This window comes from Tistlia consotensis USBA 355 (assembly GCF_900177295.1).
In the GTDB taxonomy this organism is placed as follows: domain Bacteria; phylum Pseudomonadota; class Alphaproteobacteria; order Kiloniellales; family DSM-21159; genus Tistlia; species Tistlia consotensis.
On sequence record NZ_FWZX01000008.1, the window covers coordinates 139,730 to 157,818 of the forward strand.

General features: G+C 72.0%; 19 protein-coding genes. 9 read left to right on the forward strand and 10 right to left on the reverse strand.

The window, feature by feature from the left end; all coding sequences use genetic code 11:
• Positions 1–43: 43 nt before the first annotated feature.
• From B9O00_RS12570 to B9O00_RS12580, 3 genes are read left to right on the forward strand one after another with little or no spacing between them, the layout of a single operon-like run.
• Positions 44–1,240: an acyl-CoA dehydrogenase family protein gene (locus B9O00_RS12570; protein WP_085123029.1), complete on the forward strand. Its 1,197-nt coding sequence runs from the start codon at positions 44–46 to the stop codon at positions 1,238–1,240.
• Positions 1,237–2,289: a phosphotransferase family protein gene (locus B9O00_RS12575; protein ID WP_235017112.1), complete on the forward strand. Its 1,053-nt coding sequence runs from the start codon at positions 1,237–1,239 to the stop codon at positions 2,287–2,289. Before B9O00_RS12570 ends, B9O00_RS12575 begins: the two co-directional genes overlap by 4 nt.
• The gene (locus B9O00_RS12580) at positions 2,282–2,632 is read left to right on the forward strand and encodes a DUF6285 domain-containing protein (protein ID WP_085123030.1); all 351 of its coding nucleotides are present in this window, start codon (positions 2,282–2,284) and stop codon (positions 2,630–2,632) included. Before B9O00_RS12575 ends, B9O00_RS12580 begins: the two co-directional genes overlap by 8 nt.
• A gap of 206 nt (positions 2,633–2,838) precedes the next feature.
• Here the strand turns inward: B9O00_RS12580 and B9O00_RS12585 are convergent, their stop codons facing one another.
• The gene (locus B9O00_RS12585) at positions 2,839–3,405 is read right to left on the reverse strand and encodes a TetR/AcrR family transcriptional regulator (RefSeq protein WP_085123031.1); all 567 of its coding nucleotides are present in this window, start codon (positions 3,403–3,405) and stop codon (positions 2,839–2,841) included.
• A gap of 168 nt (positions 3,406–3,573) precedes the next feature.
• Here B9O00_RS12585 and lipA point away from each other — a divergent pair, with 168 nt between their 5' ends.
• Positions 3,574–4,527, forward strand: a complete 954-nt coding sequence (lipA, locus tag B9O00_RS12590) for a lipoyl synthase (protein WP_085123032.1) — start codon at positions 3,574–3,576, stop codon at positions 4,525–4,527.
• Positions 4,528–4,551: 24 nt separating this feature from the next.
• Positions 4,552–5,007 carry a type II toxin-antitoxin system RatA family toxin gene (locus B9O00_RS12595; protein ID WP_085123033.1) on the forward strand — a complete coding sequence of 152 codons (456 nt, stop codon included), beginning with the start codon at positions 4,552–4,554 and terminating at the stop codon, positions 5,005–5,007.
• 9 nt (positions 5,008–5,016) lie between these two features.
• Here B9O00_RS12595 and B9O00_RS12600 read toward each other — a convergent pair whose 3' ends face one another.
• The 6 genes from B9O00_RS12600 to B9O00_RS12625 are packed head-to-tail and all read right to left on the reverse strand — an operon-like array spanning position 5,017 to position 11,041.
• Entirely contained in the window at positions 5,017–5,823 is an 807-nt protein-coding gene (locus B9O00_RS12600) for an ABC transporter permease (RefSeq protein WP_085123034.1), read from the reverse strand.
• The gene (locus B9O00_RS12605; RefSeq protein ID WP_200808480.1) at positions 5,820–6,728 is read right to left on the reverse strand and encodes an ABC transporter permease; all 909 of its coding nucleotides are present in this window, start codon (positions 6,726–6,728) and stop codon (positions 5,820–5,822) included. Before B9O00_RS12605 ends, B9O00_RS12600 begins: the two co-directional genes overlap by 4 nt.
• Before the next feature lie 8 nt (positions 6,729–6,736).
• Positions 6,737–7,795 (reverse strand): ABC transporter substrate-binding protein, encoded by a 1,059-nt coding sequence (locus tag B9O00_RS12610; protein WP_322111192.1) that lies wholly within the window; start codon positions 7,793–7,795, stop codon positions 6,737–6,739.
• A 33-nt stretch (positions 7,796–7,828) separates the two neighbouring features.
• Positions 7,829–9,169: an NAD(P)/FAD-dependent oxidoreductase gene (locus B9O00_RS12615; RefSeq protein ID WP_085123035.1), complete on the reverse strand. Its 1,341-nt coding sequence runs from the start codon at positions 9,167–9,169 to the stop codon at positions 7,829–7,831.
• A gap of 7 nt (positions 9,170–9,176) precedes the next feature.
• Positions 9,177–9,899: an HAD-IA family hydrolase gene (locus tag B9O00_RS12620; protein ID WP_085123036.1), complete on the reverse strand. Its 723-nt coding sequence runs from the start codon at positions 9,897–9,899 to the stop codon at positions 9,177–9,179.
• A 47-nt stretch (positions 9,900–9,946) separates the two neighbouring features.
• Positions 9,947–11,041: an ABC transporter ATP-binding protein gene (locus B9O00_RS12625; RefSeq protein ID WP_085123037.1), complete on the reverse strand. Its 1,095-nt coding sequence runs from the start codon at positions 11,039–11,041 to the stop codon at positions 9,947–9,949.
• A 184-nt stretch (positions 11,042–11,225) separates the two neighbouring features.
• On the opposite strand from B9O00_RS12625, the gene B9O00_RS12630 reads away from it, so the two are divergent.
• Positions 11,226–12,191: a LysR family transcriptional regulator gene (locus B9O00_RS12630; RefSeq protein ID WP_085123038.1), complete on the forward strand. Its 966-nt coding sequence runs from the start codon at positions 11,226–11,228 to the stop codon at positions 12,189–12,191.
• 9 nt (positions 12,192–12,200) lie between these two features.
• Here B9O00_RS12630 and B9O00_RS12635 read toward each other — a convergent pair whose 3' ends face one another.
• The 3 genes from B9O00_RS12635 to B9O00_RS12645 are packed head-to-tail and all read right to left on the reverse strand — an operon-like array spanning position 12,201 to position 14,391.
• On the reverse strand, positions 12,201–12,719 hold the full coding sequence (locus B9O00_RS12635; RefSeq protein ID WP_437123443.1) for a CinA family protein: 519 nt from the start codon (positions 12,717–12,719) through the stop codon (positions 12,201–12,203).
• Positions 12,668–13,186 carry a phosphatidylglycerophosphatase A family protein gene (locus B9O00_RS12640; RefSeq protein WP_235017113.1) on the reverse strand — a complete coding sequence of 173 codons (519 nt, stop codon included), beginning with the start codon at positions 13,184–13,186 and terminating at the stop codon, positions 12,668–12,670. Before B9O00_RS12640 ends, B9O00_RS12635 begins: the two co-directional genes overlap by 52 nt.
• Positions 13,183–14,391 carry a bifunctional 2-C-methyl-D-erythritol 4-phosphate cytidylyltransferase/2-C-methyl-D-erythritol 2,4-cyclodiphosphate synthase gene (locus tag B9O00_RS12645; RefSeq protein WP_085123039.1) on the reverse strand — a complete coding sequence of 403 codons (1,209 nt, stop codon included), beginning with the start codon at positions 14,389–14,391 and terminating at the stop codon, positions 13,183–13,185. The genes B9O00_RS12640 and B9O00_RS12645 overlap by 4 nt, the downstream gene beginning before the upstream one ends.
• Positions 14,392–14,493: 102 nt before the next feature.
• Here B9O00_RS12645 and ccsA point away from each other — a divergent pair, with 102 nt between their 5' ends.
• From ccsA to ntrC, 3 genes are all read left to right on the forward strand, one after another.
• Positions 14,494–15,303 (forward strand): cytochrome c biogenesis protein CcsA, encoded by an 810-nt coding sequence (ccsA, locus tag B9O00_RS12650; protein ID WP_085123040.1) that lies wholly within the window; start codon positions 14,494–14,496, stop codon positions 15,301–15,303.
• Between the two features lie 130 nt (positions 15,304–15,433).
• Entirely contained in the window at positions 15,434–16,540 is a 1,107-nt protein-coding gene (locus tag B9O00_RS12655; protein ID WP_085123041.1) for a two-component system sensor histidine kinase NtrB, read from the forward strand.
• A gap of 56 nt (positions 16,541–16,596) precedes the next feature.
• Positions 16,597–18,045: a nitrogen regulation protein NR(I) gene (gene ntrC, locus B9O00_RS12660; RefSeq protein ID WP_085123042.1), complete on the forward strand. Its 1,449-nt coding sequence runs from the start codon at positions 16,597–16,599 to the stop codon at positions 18,043–18,045.
• The last annotated feature ends 44 nt before the right edge of the window (positions 18,046–18,089 follow it).

The following is an 18,089-nucleotide window of genomic DNA, read 5'->3' on the forward strand; positions in this document are numbered from 1 at the left end:
TGAGAGGGCGGCGATGACGACAACGAGAACAAAGGCCTAGCTCATGAACTTCACGCCGTCCCCCGAGGTCGAAGCGGTCCGCCGGAAGATCCGGGACTTCGTCGCCGAGCACCTGCTGCCGCTGGAATCCGATCCGGCGAGCTACGACGAGTACGAGAACATCCGCCTCGACCTGCTCGACGCCGTGCGCGCCAAGGCCAAGGCGGCGGGGCTCTGGGCGCCGCAGATGCCGGTCGCGCGCGGCGGCCTCGGCTTCGACCAGGTCGGCTTGGCGGTCTGCTACGAGGAGATGGCGCGCTCGATCTTCGGGCCGGTCGCCTTCAACGCCGCCGCCCCCGACGACGGCAACATGTTCCTGCTCAACAAGGTCGCCCGCGAGGACCAGAAGGACCGCTGGCTGCAGCCGGTGATCGACGGCGCGCTGCGCAGCAGCTTCGTCATGACCGAGCCGGCGCCGGGCGCCGGCTCCGACCCGGGCCTGATGCGCACCAGGGCCGAGCGCAGGGGCGACCGCTGGGTCGTCAGCGGCCGCAAGTGGTTCATCACCGGCGCCGGCGTCGCCCGGCACTTCATCCTGATCGCGCGCACCTCGGACGACGCCCGCAAGGGCCTCTCGGCCTTCCTGTTCGAGCGCGACCAGCCGGGCTGGGAGATCGTCCGGCGCATCCCGATCATGGGTCCGGAGGAGCACGGCGGCCACTGCGAGATCACCTTCGACGGCCTGGAGATTCCCGACGAGAACCGCCTGATGGAGGTCGGCGACGGCCTCAAGGCGACGCAGATCCGGCTCGGCACGGCGCGCCTGACCCACTGCATGCGCTGGCTCGGCATGGCGAAGAGGGCGCTCGAGATCTGCCAGCCCTACGTCGCCGAGCGCGACTCCTTCGGCATCAAGCTGGCCGACCGCGAGTCGGTGCAGAACCAGCTCGGCGAGGCCGCCATGGCCATCGAGGTCGGCCGCCTGCTGACCATGAAGGCGGCCTGGAAGCTGGCCGCCGGCGACTTCGCCCGCAAGGAGGTCTCGATGGCCAAGATCCAGGTCGCCGACGTCCTGCAGAAGGCGGTCGACACGGCGATCCAGCTGATGGGCGCCAAGGGCTACTCCAAGGACACGCCGCTGGAGTGGATGTACCGCTACGCCCGCCAGGCCCGCCTGGTCGACGGCGCCAGCGAGGTCCACAAGATGGTGCTGGCCGGCGCGCTGCTGGCCGAGGGCAGCGAGTTCTGGAGCTGGTCTTGAGCTTCGACCGCGAGGCGCTGGAAGGCTGGCTGGCCAAGGCCGCCGGCGCGGAGCGCGTCGAGATCGTCGAGGCGGTGCCGCTGTCGGGCGGCGCGATCCAGGAGAATTGGCTGCTCAGCGTCGCCTTCCGGGGCGGCCCCCGGGAGGGCAGCCGGTCGCTGGTGCTGCGCACCGACGCGCCCTCGGCCGTCGCGGTCAGCCACAGCCGGCCGCAGGAGTTCGCCCTGCTGAAGGCCGCGGCCGCGGCCGGCGTCGCGGTGCCGGAGCCGCTCTGGTGCTGCGAGGACCGCTCGGTGCTCGGCCGGGCCTTCTACCTGATGGCCAAGGCCGAGGGCGTCGCGCTCGGCCCCAAGGTGGTCAAGGACGAGGCCCTGGGCGGCAACCGCGAGGCCCTGGCCGAGCGGCTCGGCCGCGAGATGGCGCGCATCCACGCGATCCGGCCGCCGCGCCCCGACCTCGACTTCCTGCCGCTGCCGCAGGGCAACGCGGCGCTGGCCGACGTCCGGCTCTACCGCCGTTACCTCGACGCCCTGGGCCAGGCGCGCCCGGCCCTGGAGTGGGGCCTGACCTGGGCCGAGCGCCACGCGCCGGAGACCCGCGAGATCGTGCTGCTGCACCGCGACTTCCGGACCGGCAACTACCTACTCGACGAGACCGGCCTGACCGCGATCCTGGACTGGGAGTTTGCCGGCTGGGGCGACCCGATGAGCGACCTCGGCTGGTTCACCGCGCGCTGCTGGCGCTTCGGCCGGCCCGACCGCGAGGCCGGCGGCATCGGCTCGCGCGACGCCTTCTACCGCGGCTACCGCTCCGAGAGCGGCCGGCAGATCGACGAGGCGGCCGTCGCCTTCTGGGAGGTCATGGCGCACATCCGCTGGGCGGTCATCGCCCTGCAGCAGGGCCGGCGCCACTGGTCGGGCGAGGAGGCCTCGCTGGAGCTGGCACTGACCGGCCGCATGGCGGCGGAGCTGGAGCACGCGGTGCTGGCGATGACGCCGCCCGAGCGCTGGACCCGGGGCGTCACGGGGAGGGCAGAGAGCCATGCGTGACCGTCCGGGTGGCGCCGAGCTGCTGGCCGAGGCGCGCCGTGTCCTGCGCGAGGAGCTGGCGCCGGTCCTCGAGGGCCGCCACCGCTTCCAGGCCCTGATGATCGCCAACGCCCTCGGCATGGCCGAGCGCGAGCTGCTGGCCGGCAACCGGCCGGTCGAGGCCGAGACGGCGGCGCTCCGGGAACTGCTCGGCCGCGACGCCCCGCTGCCGACCCTCGCCGCCGCCTTCGCCGCCGCCCTGCGCGACGGCCGCCTGGCCGGCGACCCGAAGGCCTACGCCCTGCTGGTCGAGGAGACCCGCAACCGGGTCGCGGAGAGCAATCCGCGGGTGCTGGCGGAGTGAGGGGGCGAATCAACAGCTGGCTCTAACGCCCTGACTTCGCACTCTTCCGTCATCCCTGCGAAAGCAGGGATCCAGAGAACGGTGTCGCCTGCACGGACGGGCGACCGTTCGCACCTGCCGCATCTTCCTCTGGATCCCCGCTTTCGCAGGGATGACGGAAAAGGGGCGGAGATGACGAAGGAGGACGGACCCGACGCCCGGCTCCCCTAAGCCGTCACTGCGCCCATGATCTGGCGGCTGAGCTGGGGGACGTAGCGGGAGAGCGGGCCCTCGAGGCGGCTGTGGCGCACGAACATGGCGTTGCGCACCAGGATGCCGATCATCGAGGCGGTCGCGAGCATCGGCTCGTGGACCCGGCCGTCCTTGACCATCAGCTCGTGGATCACGTCGATGGCGTTCGGCAGGTTCGAGGGCAGGCGCTCGAGCTGGCGGTGCTGGACCATCAGCAGGAAGCCGAAGAGGATCGGGTCCTCGTCGTAGAAGCCGCAGAACAGCCCGACCATCCGCTCGACCTGCGCCTCGAGCCCGGCGACCGCGGCGGTCGCCTCGGCCAGCTTCTCGGAGAAGCTGACGTAGTGCTCGGTGAAGATCTCGCGGATCATCGCGTCCTTGCTGTGGAAGTGCCGGTAGAGCGTGCCCTCCGAGATGCCGCAGGCCTCGGCGATGTCGCGCACCGAGGTGCCGTTGACGCCCTTCTCCAGGAACAGGGCGATCGAGGCCCGCTCGATCTTCTCCTTGGTCGCCTGTCCGCGCTTCGCTGTTGCCTGCGTCATCGTTGCCCTGAGGTCTCCCTGTCCCGTGACGCGCTCCGGTCGCCTGCCATCGTCGCGCCATAGATCTGCAAACGAGCGCTCACATTAACGGCCCGGCCGGCGGGTGACAAACCGCCCGGCGCGGGCCATATTCCGGGAAGGTCCCATTCTCCGACAGGTTCTTCGCTCATGCCCGACGCCAGCGGCAGCCGCCCGCGTCATCCCGAGAAGGCGCACCGGCCCGACAATCCGGTGCAACGCCACAAGCCGGACTGGATCCGCGTCAAGGCGCCGACCAGCCGGGAGTACGCCGAGACGCGCCAGATCGTGCGCGATCACAAGCTGCACACGGTCTGCGAGGAAGCGGCCTGCCCGAACATCGGCGAGTGCTGGGCCAAGCGCCACGCGACGATGATGATCATGGGCGAGGTCTGCACCCGGGCCTGCAGCTTCTGCAACGTCGCGACCGGCAAGCCGGGCCGGCTCGATCCCTTCGAGCCGACCAACGTCGCCCAGGCGGTCGCCAGGCTCGGCCTCAAGCACGTCGTCGTCACCTCGGTCGACCGCGACGATCTGGAGGATGGCGGCGCGGCGCACTTCGCCGCGACGATCCGCGCGATCCGCGAGGCCGCGCCGGGCACCACGGTCGAGGTGCTGACCCCGGACTTCCTGCGCAAGGAGGGCGCGCTGGAGGTCGTCGTCGAGGCCCGGCCGGACGTCTTCAACCACAACCTGGAGACCGTGCCGCGGCTCTACGGCCCGGTGCGCCCCGGCGCGCGCTACTTCCACTCGCTGCGCCTGCTCGACCGGGTCAAGGCGCTCGACCCGACGATCTTCACCAAGTCCGGCATCATGGTCGGCCTCGGCGAGAGCCGCGACGAGGTGCTGCAGGTCATGGACGACCTGCGCTCGGCCGAGGTCGACTTCATGACCATCGGCCAGTACCTGCAGCCGACCCCCAAGCACCACCCGATCGAGCGCTTCGTGACCCCCGAGGAGTTCAAGGAGTACGAGCGCCGCGCCTTCGGCAAGGGCTTCCTGATGGTCTCGGCCGCGCCGCTGACCCGCAGCTCCTACCACGCCGACGCTGACTTCGAGCGGCTGCGCGCCGCCCGGGACGAGCAGCTGGCCGCGGCCGGCTGACCCGCCGCGCCGCCCGACGAGTCGATGCCGACCCACGGCGAACAGCGCCTGCTGCCCTATCCGCCGCGCCAGCTCTACGAGCTGGTCGCCGACGTCGGGCGCTATCCCGAGTTCCTGCCCTGGTGCGTCGCGGCCAGGGTCCGCGAGCACGACGAGCGGCACGTCGTCGCGGACCTGGTGATCGGCTTCCGCATGGTGCGCGAGCGCTTCACCAGCAAGGTCGCCCTGCGCGACGAGCCGGGCCAGCCGCTGCGCATCGACGTCGCCTACGTCGAGGGGCCCTTCCGCTACCTCAACAACCACTGGATCTTCATCGAGCAGCCGGACGGCGGCACGCTGATCGACTTCTTCGTCGACTTCGAGTTCCGCTCGAAGCTGCTGCAGACCATGATCCAGCCGCTGTTCAACGAGGCGGTGCGCCGCATGGTCGGCGCCTTCGAGACCCGTGCCCGCCACCTCTACGGCGGCGGCGCGGGCTGAGCCGGCGGCTCAGCCGCGCGGGCGCCGCCGGCTGAGCGCCAGCAGCAGGATCAGGGCGAAGGAGGCGGCTGTCAGCAGCGTGCTGATCGCGGCGATCGTCGGGTCGATCTCGTCGCGCAGCACGGTGAACATCTTCTTGGTCAGGGTCTGGTTGGCGCCGCCCGAGATGAACAGGGCGACGATCGTCTCGTCGAGCGCCGCGATGAACACGAAGATCGCGCCGGAGACCACGCTCGGCCGGATCTGCGGCAGGGTGACGCTCAGGAAGGCGCGCAGGCGGTTCATGCCGAGGCTGCGCGCGACCAGCTCCTGGGTCTGGTCGAAGCCCTGCAGGCCGGCGGCGACGGCGGTCATGACGTAGGGCAGGCCGAGCATCGTGTCGGCCAGCACCAGGCCCGGGATCGAGGCCAGCAGGCCGACCTTGGCGTAGACGAAGAAGACGCCGACCGCGACGATGATGATCGGCACCATCAGCGGCAGCAGGAAAACGAAGCGCAGGCCGCGCAGCAGGCGCGAGCTGGTGTTGTGCAGGGCGTAGGCAGCGGCGATGCCGAGCGGCGTCGCCAGCAGGGTCGCCAGCAGGGCGACGCCGAGGCTGGTGCGCGCCGCCTGCATCCAGGAGCGGCTGGCGAAGAACTCCTCGTACCAGCGCAGCGACCAGCCGGGCGGCGGAAAGGTCAGGAAGCGGCTGTCCGAGAAGGACATCGGCAGCACGATCAGGATCGGCAGGATCAGGAAGGCCAGCACCGCGGCGACGTAGAGGCCGAGCAGCCAGCGGCTCCAGGCGGGGCGCCAGAGGGGACAGGGATCGGTCATTGCGTCCCCACGATCCGCTCGATCGGCACCAGCCGCCCGACGGCGAGGAAGATCAGCCCGACGCAGAGCAGCAGCACGACGCTGACCGCGCTGGCCGCGCCCCACTGGCTGTAGAGCTCGACGTTCCGGCTGACCAGCATCGAGACCATGATGGTCCGGCCGCCGCCCATCAGCTCCGGCGTGATGTAGAAGCCGAGGCAGAGCACGAAGACCAGGGTCAGGCCGGCCAGCACGCCGGGCAGCGAGAGCGGCAGGAAGACCCGCCAGAAGACGTGCAGCGGCCGCCCGCCCAGGCTGGCGCCGGCCTGCAGCAGGTCGCCCGGGATCTTCTGCATGGTCGCGTAGAGCGGCAGCACCATGAAGGGCAGCAGGATGTGCAGCGTCGCGATGATCGTGCCGAGCTCGTTGTGCACCAGCGCCAGCGGCTGCTCGCTCAGGCCCAGGCCCTCGAGCAGCGAATTGATCAGGCCGCTGCGCTGCAGCAGGATCAGCCAGGCGTAGGCGCGCACCAGCACGCTGGTCCAGAAGGGCACGATGACCAGGGCCAGGATCACCAGGGCGCGGCGCGGCGGCGCGCTGGCCGCGGCGTAGGCCAGGGGATAGCCGAGCAGCAGCGCCGCCAGGGTGACGATCCCGCTGATCCGGAAGGTCGTGGCGAAGGTGTTCCAGTAGACCGGCTCGGCGAGGATCCGCCGGTAGTGCTGCAGGGTGAAGCCGTCGGCCTGGAAGGACTGCCAGACCAGCCAGCCGAGCGGCACCAGCAGCAGGCCCAGGATGATCAGGAAGGCCGGCGACGCGAGCAGCAGCATCAGGGCCTGCTCGCGCCGCCGGTAGCGGGCGGCCGGATCCGCGCCGGACGGCAGCGCCGCCCCGGGCATCGTCATCGCCGCGTCGGATCCGGCCACGTCCGGGCTCACTTCTGGATGAATTCCAGCCAGCGCTTCTCGGCGGCCTCGCCCTCCGGCGACTGCCACCAGGCGTAGGACATCAGCGCCTGCCTGGCGGCGTTGTCCGGCGCGCTCGGCAGCTGGGCGGCCCGCTCCGGCGAGATGATGCCGGTGTCGAAGGCCGCCGGGTTGCCCGGGCCGTAGTCGATGTAGAGCGGCAGGTGCGCCTGCACCTCGGGCCCGATCGCCGCGTTCACGAAGCGCACCGCCGTCGCCATGTTCGGCGCGTGCTTCAGGATGCAGAGCTGGGTGTTCTGCAGGATGCCGTCGTTGAAGGTGAAGCCGACCGGAGCGCCGTCCTTGATCAGTGCGCTGACCCGGCCGTTCCAGGCCATCTCCATGTCGACCTCGCCGTCGTGCAGCAGCTGCGCCGACTGCCCGCCGGAGGTCCACCAGACGGTGATGTAGGGCTTGATCTCCTCGAGCTTCTTGAAGGCGCGGTCGACGTCGAGCGGGTAGAGCTTGTCGCGCGGCACGCCGTCGGCCAGCAGCGCCGCCTCGAGGGTCGCCAGCGGGTGGTTGCGCAGGGCGCGGCGGCCCGGGAACTTCTTGACGTCCCAGAAGTCGGCCCAGCTGTGCGGGACCTTGTCGCCGAGGGTCTTCCTGTTGAAGGCCAGGACGCTCGAATAGAACTCGTAGGGCACCGACCAGGCGGTCGCGTAGCCCTTGGGCAGCTTGGCGGCGTTCGGCAGCTTGCTGAAGTCGAGCTCGGCGATCAGGCCCTGCTTGCCGCCGCGGATGCAGTTCGAGGTCGGGGTGTCGACGACGTCCCAGATCGCCTGGCCGGTCTCGCCCTGGCTCTTGATCATCGGCCAGGCGTTGGGCGCGCTGTCCTGGTTGACGGTGATGCCGAGCTGCTTGGCGACGGGGTCGAGGATCGCCTTGGTCTGGGCCTCCTGGTAGGCGCCGCCCTGGGAGACGAAGGTGACCTGGCCGTCGGCTCGCGCCGCGGCCGGAGCGAGGGCCCCGACCGCCGCGACCGAGAAGGCGGCGGCGACGAAGTGGCGGTATCTGCGGTTCATCATTCTTGCTCCTGTTCAGGTGGTTCGGCTCGGGTCTTAGCGCCCGATGAAATCGAGGAACTGGTAGAGCCCCGCGGTCAGGCGGACCGCCGGCTCGCGCAGGGCCGGGCAGGGGATCGGCCTGAGACGCGCGGCGTCGAGCAGGGCGACCTCGGGCGTCTCGCCGCAGAGGAAGGCGGCGAGGTAGCGGCCGATCAGGCTGGACAGGGCGACCCCGGCGCCGTTGAAGCCGGCGGCGAAGGCGAGGCGCCCCTCGAAGGGGCCGGCCTCGAGCCGGCCGACGTGGGGCAGCTTGTCCAGGGTCATGCCGACCAGGCCCGACCAGCGGTAGGCGACCCGGACGTCGGCCAGCTCCGGGAACAGCCCGACCATGGCGCGCCTGAGGCCCTCGAAGGCCGCCTCGGAGTCGGTCTTGCCGAAGGCGCCGCGCCCGCCGAACACGATCCGGCCCTCGACCTTGCGGAACCAGCGCATCATGCGCCGTGTCTCGCTGTAGCTGCGCTCGCGGGCGAGCAGCCCGGCGTCGAGCGCCGGCGGCAGCGGGGCCGTCGCGATGATCGCGCTGCGGAACGGCACCAGGCTGCGGCGCAGCCGGTCGCTGGCCGGCGTCAGGTCGGAGTAGGCGTTGGTGGCCAGCACGACCTTGCCGGCGCGGATCGCCGCCTCGGGCGTCTCGACCAGCAGGCCGGCGCCGTCCCGCCGGACCCGCAGCGCCGGCGTCGCCTCGCGGATCCGGACGCCGCGCCGCTCCAGGCCGGCGGCCAGGCCGCGCGCGTAGCCGAGCGGATGGAGCGTCGCGGCGTGGTGGCCGAGCAAGCCGCCGACGAAGCCGGCGGAGCCGGTCTCCTCGGCGATGGTCCCGGCCGGCAGCAGCTCGTAGGAGCGGTCGCCGAGCCGGCCGGCCAGCCAGTCGGCCTCGGCGGCCAGCAGGCCGAGCTGGCGGGCGTTGTGGGCGCAGCGCAGGTTGCCGTTGGCCTGCAGGCGGGCCGCCGCGATGCCGTAGCGCGCGATCAGCGCCTCGACCGCCTCGACGGCCTCGCGGCCGATCGCATGCATGCGCCGGGCGGTCTCGAGCCCGTGCAGCCGCTCCATCTCGGCGAAGCCCAGGCGGAACTTGCCGGAGACGACGCCGCCGTTGCGCCCGCTGGCGCCCCAGCCGACCTCGTTGGCCTCCAGGACCAGGGCCTCGACGCCGCGCTCGGCCAGGTGGTGGGCGGTCGAGAGGCCGCTGTAGCCGCCGCCGACCACGACCACCTCGGCCTGCAGCTCCCCGCTCGCGGCCGGCCGCCGCGGCGCGGCCGGTGCCGTCGCCGCCCACAGCGAGGCGGGCGATGGCGGCCTGTCCGGGATCGAGCGGGCGAGGGCGGCGGCGGTCATCGTCGCCTCAGGCGGCCGAGCGCCCGACCCGCTCGGCCTGCTCGACGGCGTCGGCCAGGGCCTTCAGGCTCGGGAAGTGGAAATCCGGCTTCGTGACGCTCTCGGGCTCGGGCGTGCCGCCGTAGCCGCCCTGGCCCTGGCGCCGCTCGATCCAGCAGACCCGGTAGCCGAGCCGCCTGGCCACGCCGATGTCGTGGTACTGGCTCTGGGCGACGTGCAGGATCTCGTCGAACTTGTAGCCGAAGGCCGCCTGGCGGCCGCGGTTGTAGGCGAAGAACTGCGGGTCCGGCTTGTGCACGCCGGTCTCGTCGCTGGTCACCCCGTCGTCGAAGGGATCGCCCAGGGTCTGGGCGTAGAAGGAGAAGGCGCAGCGGTCGGCGTTGGTCATGGCGACCAGACGGAAGCGCTTGCGCAGGCGCTTCAGCGCCTCGGCGGAATCGGCGAAGGCCGGCCAGCGCAGCACGGCGAGCTGGAAGGCGTCGGCCGACTCGGCGTCGGCCGGCAGGCCGAGCTCCCCGGCGAGCGACAGGTAGACGTCGCGCATCACCTCGCTGGAGCGGCCGTCGTGCCGGGCACGGCCGCGCAGGTAGGGCGCGAAGATCTGGTCGTCGCTCAGCGCGGCCGCGGCCGGCCCGCCGATGCGGCGCACCGCCTCCAGGATGCCGCGCTCGAAGTCGATCAGCGTGCCGACGACGTCGAAGGTGAGGACTTTGAACCGGCTGTAGGGCATGAGGCTCTCTCGTTGCTTCGGATTCGGGCGGTGAAATCGGTGTGGGATCAGGGGGCCGCGGCCCGCTCGGGCACGACGATCGTGTCCTCGGGGTGCAGCGTGACGGTCAGCGACTCGCCGACCGGCGGGATCAGCCCGCGGGCGGCGTGGTGGCTCGGCTGGCGCAGGCTCAGCGCCGTGCCGTCGGCCAGGATCAGGAAGACGCGCAGGCTTTCGCCCTGGTAGACGACCTCGGCGACCCGCCCGGTCAGGCGGTTCTGGCCCTCGGCCGCGGCGCTGGGGCCGGCGATCAGCAGCTTCTCGGTCTGCACGGTCAGGAACAGCGGCCCGCCGGCCGGCACGGCGCGGCTGGTCGCCAGGACGGCCGTGCCGAGCCGGACCTGCCGCTCGCCGGCGCGCTCGACCGGCACCAGGGTCGCCTCGCCGATGAAGCCGGCGACGAAGGCGTCGGCGGGATGGTCGTGCAGCCGCTCGGGCGCGTCGACCTGGACCAGGCGGCCGTCCTTGAGGATCGCCACCCGGTCGCTCATGGTCAGCGCCTCGCGCTGGTCGTGGGTCACGTAGATGACCGTCGAGCCGAGCTTGCGGTGCAGCGCCCGCAGCTCGATCTGCATGGTCTCGCGCAGCTGCTTGTCGAGCGCCGAGAGCGGCTCGTCCATCAGGATCAGGCGCGGCTCGAAGACGATGGCGCGGGCCAGGGCGACGCGCTGGCGCTGGCCGCCGGAGAGCTGCGAGATGCGCCGCTCCTCGAAGCCGCCGAGCTCGACCATCTCCAGCGCCGCGCGCACCCTGCCGGGCCAGAGGCCCTTGGCCATGCGCCGGGCGCGCAGCGGGAAGGCGACGTTCTCGCCGACGCTCATGTGCGGGAAGAGGGCGTAGTTCTGGAAGACGATGCCGATGTCGCGCAGGTGCGGCGGCGTGTAGGTGACGTCGCGCTCGCCGAACAGCACCTGGCCGCCGGAGGGCTGGACGAAGCCGCCGAGGATGCCGAGCAGGGTGGTCTTGCCGGAGCCCGAGGGGCCGAGCAGCGAGACGAACTCGCCGGGCGCCACCGCCAGGCTGACCGCGTCGAGCGCGCGGAAGCTGCCGTAGCGCTTCTCGGCTCGCCGGATCGCGACCGCGATGCCGTGAGGCTCGCTCATCGCATTACATCACTGTCGTGGATTGCCGGCTCGGGCACGCGCTCCCCCTCCGGAACCGGCAGTGTCACTGCCGGACCGGCCTTGCTGATCGACGCTCGGATCAGTGTTCCTGAGCCGGGATCGAAGCAAAGGCGGCGGCCAGGGGGCAATTGCAGAATAGTTTGATCGTCGATAACATCATGTAATGCAGTACCTGCGCAGGATGCTGCCCTCGACCAACGCGCTCTTTGTCTTCGAGGCGGCGGTCCGCTGCGGCAGCTTCACCAAGGCGGCGGCCGAGCTGAACGTCACCCAGCCGGCGGTCAGCCGCATGCTCGGGCGCCTGGAGAGCCATCTCGGCGTCAAGCTGTTCGAGCGCGTGCCCGGCGGGCCGCAGCTGACCGAGAGCGGCACGATCCTCTACCGCCGTCTGTCCCACAGCTTCCGCGAGATCGAAGGCGCGCTGCGCGAGATCGAGGCGCGGCGCACCGGCGCGGAGACCGTGACCCTGTCGGTCTCGACCGCCTTCACGACCCACTGGCTGATGCCGCGCATGAGCGAGCTGCACCGGCTGTTCCCGACGCTCGACCTGCGCTTCCAGCTGCTCGCCGGGCCGCTCGGCGGGCCGGTCGACGAGGTCGACCTCGGCATGCGCTTCGTCGAGGGCGAGGACGCGCGCCACGAGGCCGCGCTGATCATGCCCGAGATCGTGCTGCCGATCTGCAGCCCGGCCTACCTGGAGCAGCGCCGCCAGGAGGGCCGGGACGGCCAGCCCTTCCCCAACACCATCGTCAACCTCAGCAAGGCCGAGCCGGACTGGTCGCGCTACTTCTCCTCGGAGCGGCCGGACGGCGAGACGGGAGCGGGGAACTCGCTGATCTTCTCCGACTACGCGATCGTCGTGCAGGCCGCGCTGCTCGGCCAGGGCATCGCGCTCGGCTGGCTCAACGTCGTCTCGCACTGGCTGCGCGGCGGCGCGCTGGTGCCGGCCGCCGACGAGCCGATCGTCACCGGCCGGCGCTGCCACCTGGTCCACCTGAAGGAGCGGCCGCTGCGCCCGGTCGCAGCGCAGCTGCGCGACTGGATCATCGAGGAGACGCGGGCCGACGTCGCCGCGATCGACGCGCTCTATCCGCAGTTCGGCCTGGCGCGGCTGTGCCGGCTGGCGTGAGCCGGCGGCTCAGCCGAGCCCGTCGCGCAGCAGCGCCAGCGCCTCGCGGACGCTGGCCAGGCGCACGGCCGAGCGGTCGCCGGCGAAGACCCGGCGCCGGTGGCTGACGCCCGCCGGCGTCGCCAGGCCGAAGAAGACCAGCCCGACCGGCTTCTCGGGCGAGCCGCCGCCGGGGCCGGCGATGCCGGTGATCGCGACCGCGACCTCGGCGCGGGAGCGGGCCAGGGCGCCGGCGGCCATCGCCTCCGCGGTCTCGGCGCTGACCGCGCCGACGCGGGCCAAAGTCTCGGCCGGCACGCCGAGCAGCTCCTGCTTGGCTTCGTTGGAGTAGGTCACGAAGCCGCGCTCGACGACGTCGGACGAGCCGGCGATCTCGGTCAGCAGGCCGGCGACCAGCCCGCCGGTGCAGGACTCAGCGGTCGCCAGGCGTTTGCCGGCGGTGCGGTAGTCGGCCAGCAGCGCGGCTGCGGCCTCGGTCAGCTCGGCGGGAAACAGGTCTCGGCTCCGATCAGGCGGGCGATGCCCCAGACGAGGGCGGCAGCGTAGAGCCCGGCGAAGACGTCGTCGAGCATGATGCCGAACCCGCCGCCGAGCCGCCGGTCGGCCAGCGAGGCCGGCCAGACCTTGGTGATGTCGAAGAAGCGGAACAGGAAGAAGCCGACCAGGAACAGGCCGGGATTGAAGCAGACCGGCACCATGACCAGCCACTGCGCCACGACCTCGTCGACCACGACCTCGCCGGGATCGCCCTTGCCCTTGGCCCGGCTGTAGAGCTCGCTGGCCCAGACGCCGATCGGGAACAGCACCCCGGCTGCGGCGAGCAGCACCCAGGGCCCCCAGAGCCACATGATCGCGGCGCCGAAGGGCAGGGCGGCGAGCGAGCCCCAGGTCCCGGGGATGCCGGGGATCAGGCCGCTGCCGAACCAGGTTGCGATCCAGAAGGCCGGATGCCAGGCCGGCAGGTGCCGCGTCGGGCCGGCCGGCGCGCCTTTCACGCGGATCCGTCCGGACCGGCGGCCGGCAGCTCGAGGGCGGCGGTCGCCTGGGCCGCGATGCCCTCGCGCCGGCCGGTGAAGCCCAGGCCCTCGGTGGTCGTCGCCTTGACTCCGACGCGCTCGACGGCGATGCCCAGGATCCCGGCGATCCGGGCCCGCATCGCCTCGCGGTGCGGCCCGACCTTGGGCCGCTCGCAGATCAGCGTGACGTCGAGGTTGAGGATGCGCCCGCCGCGCGCCGCCAGCAGCGATCCGGCGTGGGCCAGGAAGGCCGCCGAATCGGCGCCTTTCCAGCGCGGGTCGGTCGGCGGGAAGTGCTGGCCGATGTCGCCGGCGCCGAGCGCGCCGAGCAGCGCGTCAGTCAGGGCATGGAGGCCGACGTCGGCATCGGAATGGCCGACCAGGCCGTGGCTGTGCGCGACCGGCACGCCGCACAGCATGACCGAGTCGCCGGGGCCGAAGCGGTGCACGTCGAAGCCGTTGCCGATGCGCGTCTCGCGCCCGCTCGCGCCGCCGCCGGCGAGCAGCCGCTCGGCGCGCGCCAGGTCCTGCTGGGTCGTCACCTTGAAGTTCTCCTCCTCGCCCTCGACCAGCGCGACCGCCAGGCCGGCACGCTCGGCCAGGGCCGCGTCGTCGGTCAGGGCCTCGCCCTTCAGGGCATGATGGGCCGCGCGGATCGCCTCGAGGCGGAAGGCCTGCGGCGTCTGGGCGCGCCACAGGCCGTCGCGCGGCACGGTCTCGCCGCAGAGCGGCATCCCCGCCGGCCCGGCCCGGCCGCGCTTCAGCGTGTCGGTGACCGCCAGCGCCGGGATCGCGCCGTCGTGGCTGTCGAGCGCCTGCAGCAGGCGCTCGAGCATGGCGGCGCCGGGGAAGGGGCGGGCGCCGTCGTGGATCAGCACCCGGCGCGGCGCGCCCCCGGGCAGGGCGGCCAGGCTGTCGAGGCCGAGGCGCACCGAATCCTGGCGCTCGGCGCCGCCGGCACAGGGCTCCAGCAGCGCCAGGTCGGCCGCGGCCTCGTCGTAGAGCGCACGGTCGTCGGGGTGGATGACGACGCGCACGGCGTCGATCCCGGGATGGGCGGCGAGGCGCTCCAGGCAATGGGCGAGCAGCGGCCGGCCGGCCAGGCGCCGGTACTGCTTGGGCAGGGCGCCGCCGAAGCGGTGGCCGCGGCCGGCCGCGACGACGAGCGCGACGGTTTCGATCATCTCTCCATCCCTGGGGCGGCCCGGCGCCGCCGCTCGCGATCCTGACGCGGGCGGACGTTACGGCCCGCTGCCGCCGAGGCCAAGAGGTGATATACCCCGGCCATGATCGGAGCGCTCCTGCTGCCGCTGGCCGCCCTGGCCGCCCTCGTCGCGGCGACCCTGGCCAGCTTCCGCGACGCCGCCGGCTGGTCCGGCCGGCGCTTCTGGCTGCTGCTCGGCGCGGCCCTGGCCGGCAGCGCCGCGGTCATCGCCCTGCGCAGCGGCGCGCGCTGGGACAGCAGCCTCTCGACCGCGCTCTGGTGGTCGGTCGCCTGCTGCCTGGCCCTGTTCGGCCTGCTCTCGGCCTTCAGCGACACGATGCGGCGCCTCGCGCCGCTGCTGCTCGTCTATCTGCTGCTGCTGGCGGCGATCGCGCTGGCCAGCGGCGGGCTGCCGGGCCACGTGCCGCCGCTCGGCGACCCCGGCGTCTGGCTGCCGCTGCACATCGCGATCTCGCTCGCGACCTACGCCCTCGCGACCCTGGCGGCGGTCGCCGGCCTCGCGGTCTTCCTGCGCGAGCGCGCCCTCAAGAAGCGGCAGGAGGCGGGCGGCCTGGTCGAGCGGCTGCCCTCGATCGCCGACGGCGAGCGCCTGCAGTTCCGCCTGCTCGGTGCCGCCGAGGCGGTGCTCGTGGCCGGTCTCGCGACGGGCCTCGCGCTCGACTGGGAGGCGTACGGCCAGCTCGTCGAGTTCGACCACAAGACCCTGCTGTCGGTGCTGGCCTTCCTGCTGTTCGGCCTGCTGCTCCTGCTGCACAACCGCGGCGGCCTGCGCGGCCGGCGGGCGGCGCGCCTCGCCCTGGTCGCCTACCTGCTGCTGACCCTCTCCTACATCGGCGTCAAGTTCGTCACCGACGTGCTGCTGGCCGGCTGAGCCGGTCGCGGCAGGCCGTGCGGTGCTGCGGTGCGGCGAGGCTGCCCACGAAGGCGGCTTCCCAAGGTGTTGAGGGTGCGCTAAGACTGGGCATCTGAACGCTTGATGGGCAGCTGCTCAAGGAATAGGCATGGCGCGTGTCTCGACACAACTGCTCCGGCGCGTGATGGGCTCCTCCCTCGATCCCGCGGCCGTCCTCAATGCCCTGGCCGAGCCCGTGTTCTGCGTCGACGAGCAGGACTGCTTCCTCTACCTGAACCTGGCGGCCGAGCAGTTCTTCGGCTCCTCGATGCGCAGCCTCGACGGCCGCCCGCTGTCTGAGATCCTGCCGGCCGACAGCCCGGTCTTCGGGCTGATCGCCCAGGCGCGCCAGGGTCTGCAGAGCCTGTCGGAGTACGAGGTCGTGCTGGAGAGCCCGCGGATCGGCGCCCACACCGTCTCGATCGACGTCTCGGCGGTGCCCGAGACGCCGGGCGCCGTGGCCGTGACCTTCAAGGAGCGCTCGATCGCCCGCAAGATCGAGCACCAGTTCACCCACCGCAACGCCGCCCGCTCGGTGACCGCGATGGCCGCGATGCTGGCCCACGAGGTCAAGAACCCGCTGTCCGGGATCCGCGGCGCGGCGCAGCTGCTGGAGAGCTCGGTCGAGGGCGACGACCGCGAGCTGACCCGCCTGATCACCGCCGAGGCCGACCGCATCGTCGCGCTGGTCGACCGCATGGAGATGTTCGCCGACCGCCGGCCGATCGACCGCCAGCCGATCAACATTCACGAGGTGCTCGGCCACGTCCGCCGCCTCGCCGAGAACGGCGTCGCGCGCAAGATCCGCTTCGTCGAGATCTACGATCCCTCGCTGCCGCCGGTGCTCGGCAACCGCGACCTGCTGATCCAGGTCTTCCTGAATCTGGTGAAGAACGCGGCCGAAGCCCTTCACAAGCAAGGCGAAGGCGAGATCCAGCTCTCGACGCGCTACCAGCAGGGCGTGCGCCTTGCGATCCCCGGGGGCGGCAGCCGGGTCGACCTGCCGCTGGTCGTTTCCGTGCAGGACAACGGCCCGGGCATCCCCGAGGACCTGCGCGGCCACCTCTTCGATCCGTTTGTCACGGGCAAGCCGAACGGAAAAGGCCTGGGACTTGCATTGGTCGCGAAGATCGTCGGCGACCACGGCGGGGTGATCGAGTTCGACAGCGAGCCGAACCGGACGGTGTTCCGCACCCTGCTGCCGAAAGCCGACTGATCCGGCCGGCCACGCCGGCCGCCTTCAGAGCCGCTCGTCAGGGAGACCACAGGCCCGTGCCTCTTGCCACCATTCTTGTTGCCGACGACGACCGCGCGATCCGGACTGTGTTGTCGCAGGCCCTCGGACGCGAGGGCTATGAGGTTCGGACCACGGGCAACGCGGCGACGCTCTGGCGCTGGGTCGAGCAGGGCGACGGCGACCTGGTGATCACCGACGTCGTGATGCCCGACGAGAACGGCCTCGACCTGATCCCGCGCATCAAGAAGATCCGCCCGAACCTGCGCATCCTGGTGATGAGCGCGCAGAACACCCTGCTGACCGCGGTCAAGGCGACCGAGCGCGGCGCCTTCGAGTACCTGCCCAAGCCCTTCGATCTGCGCGAGCTGATCGCGGTCGTGCGGCGGGCGCTCTCCGAGCCGCGCGGCGCCGTGTCGACCAGCGGCGCCGGCGCCGAGGACGAGCAGCTGCCGCTGATCGGCCGCTCGCCGGCGATGCAGGAGATCTACCGCGTCCTGGCGCGCCTGATGGGCACCGACCTGACGGTGATGATCTACGGCGAGTCCGGCACCGGCAAGGAGCTGGTGGCCCGCGCCCTGCACGACTACGGCAAGCGCCGCCACGGCGCCTTCGTGCCGATCAACATGGCGGCGATCCCGCGCGAGCTGATCGAGAGCGAGCTGTTCGGCCATGAGAAGGGCGCCTTCACCGGCGCCACCGTGCGCTCGGCCGGGCGCTTCGAGCAGGCCGAGGGCGGCACGCTGTTCCTCGACGAGATCGGCGACATGCCGCTCGAGGCGCAGACCCGGCTGCTGCGGGTGCTGCAGGAGGGCGAGTACACGACGGTCGGCGGCCGCACGCCGATCCGCGCCGACGTGCGGATCGTCGCCGCGACCCACCGGGACCTGCGCCAGATGGTCCGCTCCGGGCTGTTCCGCGAGGACCTCTTCTACCGGCTCAACGTGGTGCCGATTCGCCTGCCGGCGCTGCGCGACCGTGCCGAGGACATCCCCGAGCTGGTGCGGCATTTCTTCGCCCAGGCCCAGGCCGAGGGCCTGCCGAGCAAGACCCTGGATCGCGCGGCGATGGACTACCTGCAGTCGTATCGCTGGCCGGGCAACGTGCGCGAGCTGGAGAACATGGTGCGCCGCCTGGCGGCGCTCTACAGCCAGGAGGTCATCGGGCTCGACGAGATCCGCATGGAGCTGGCCGGCGAGGCACAAGCCGAGGCGGCGCCTGCCGAAGGGCCGCCGGCCAACGAGTCGCTGGGCGGCGCCGTCGAGCGCATCCTCAAGGACTACTTCGAGGCCCTGGACGGCGACCTGCCGCCGCCCGGCCTCTACGAACGCGTGCTGCACGAGGTCGAGCGGCCGCTGATCGAGCTGGTCCTCGGGGCGACCCGCGGCAACCAGCTCAAGGCGGCGCACCTGCTGGGGCTGAACCGCAACACCCTGCGCAAGAAGATCCGGGATCTGGACATCCAGGTGGTCCGGGGCCTTAAATGAGCCTGTGGCCGCTTTGCAACAGCGCAGGGCGGCCGCGTTCGTCC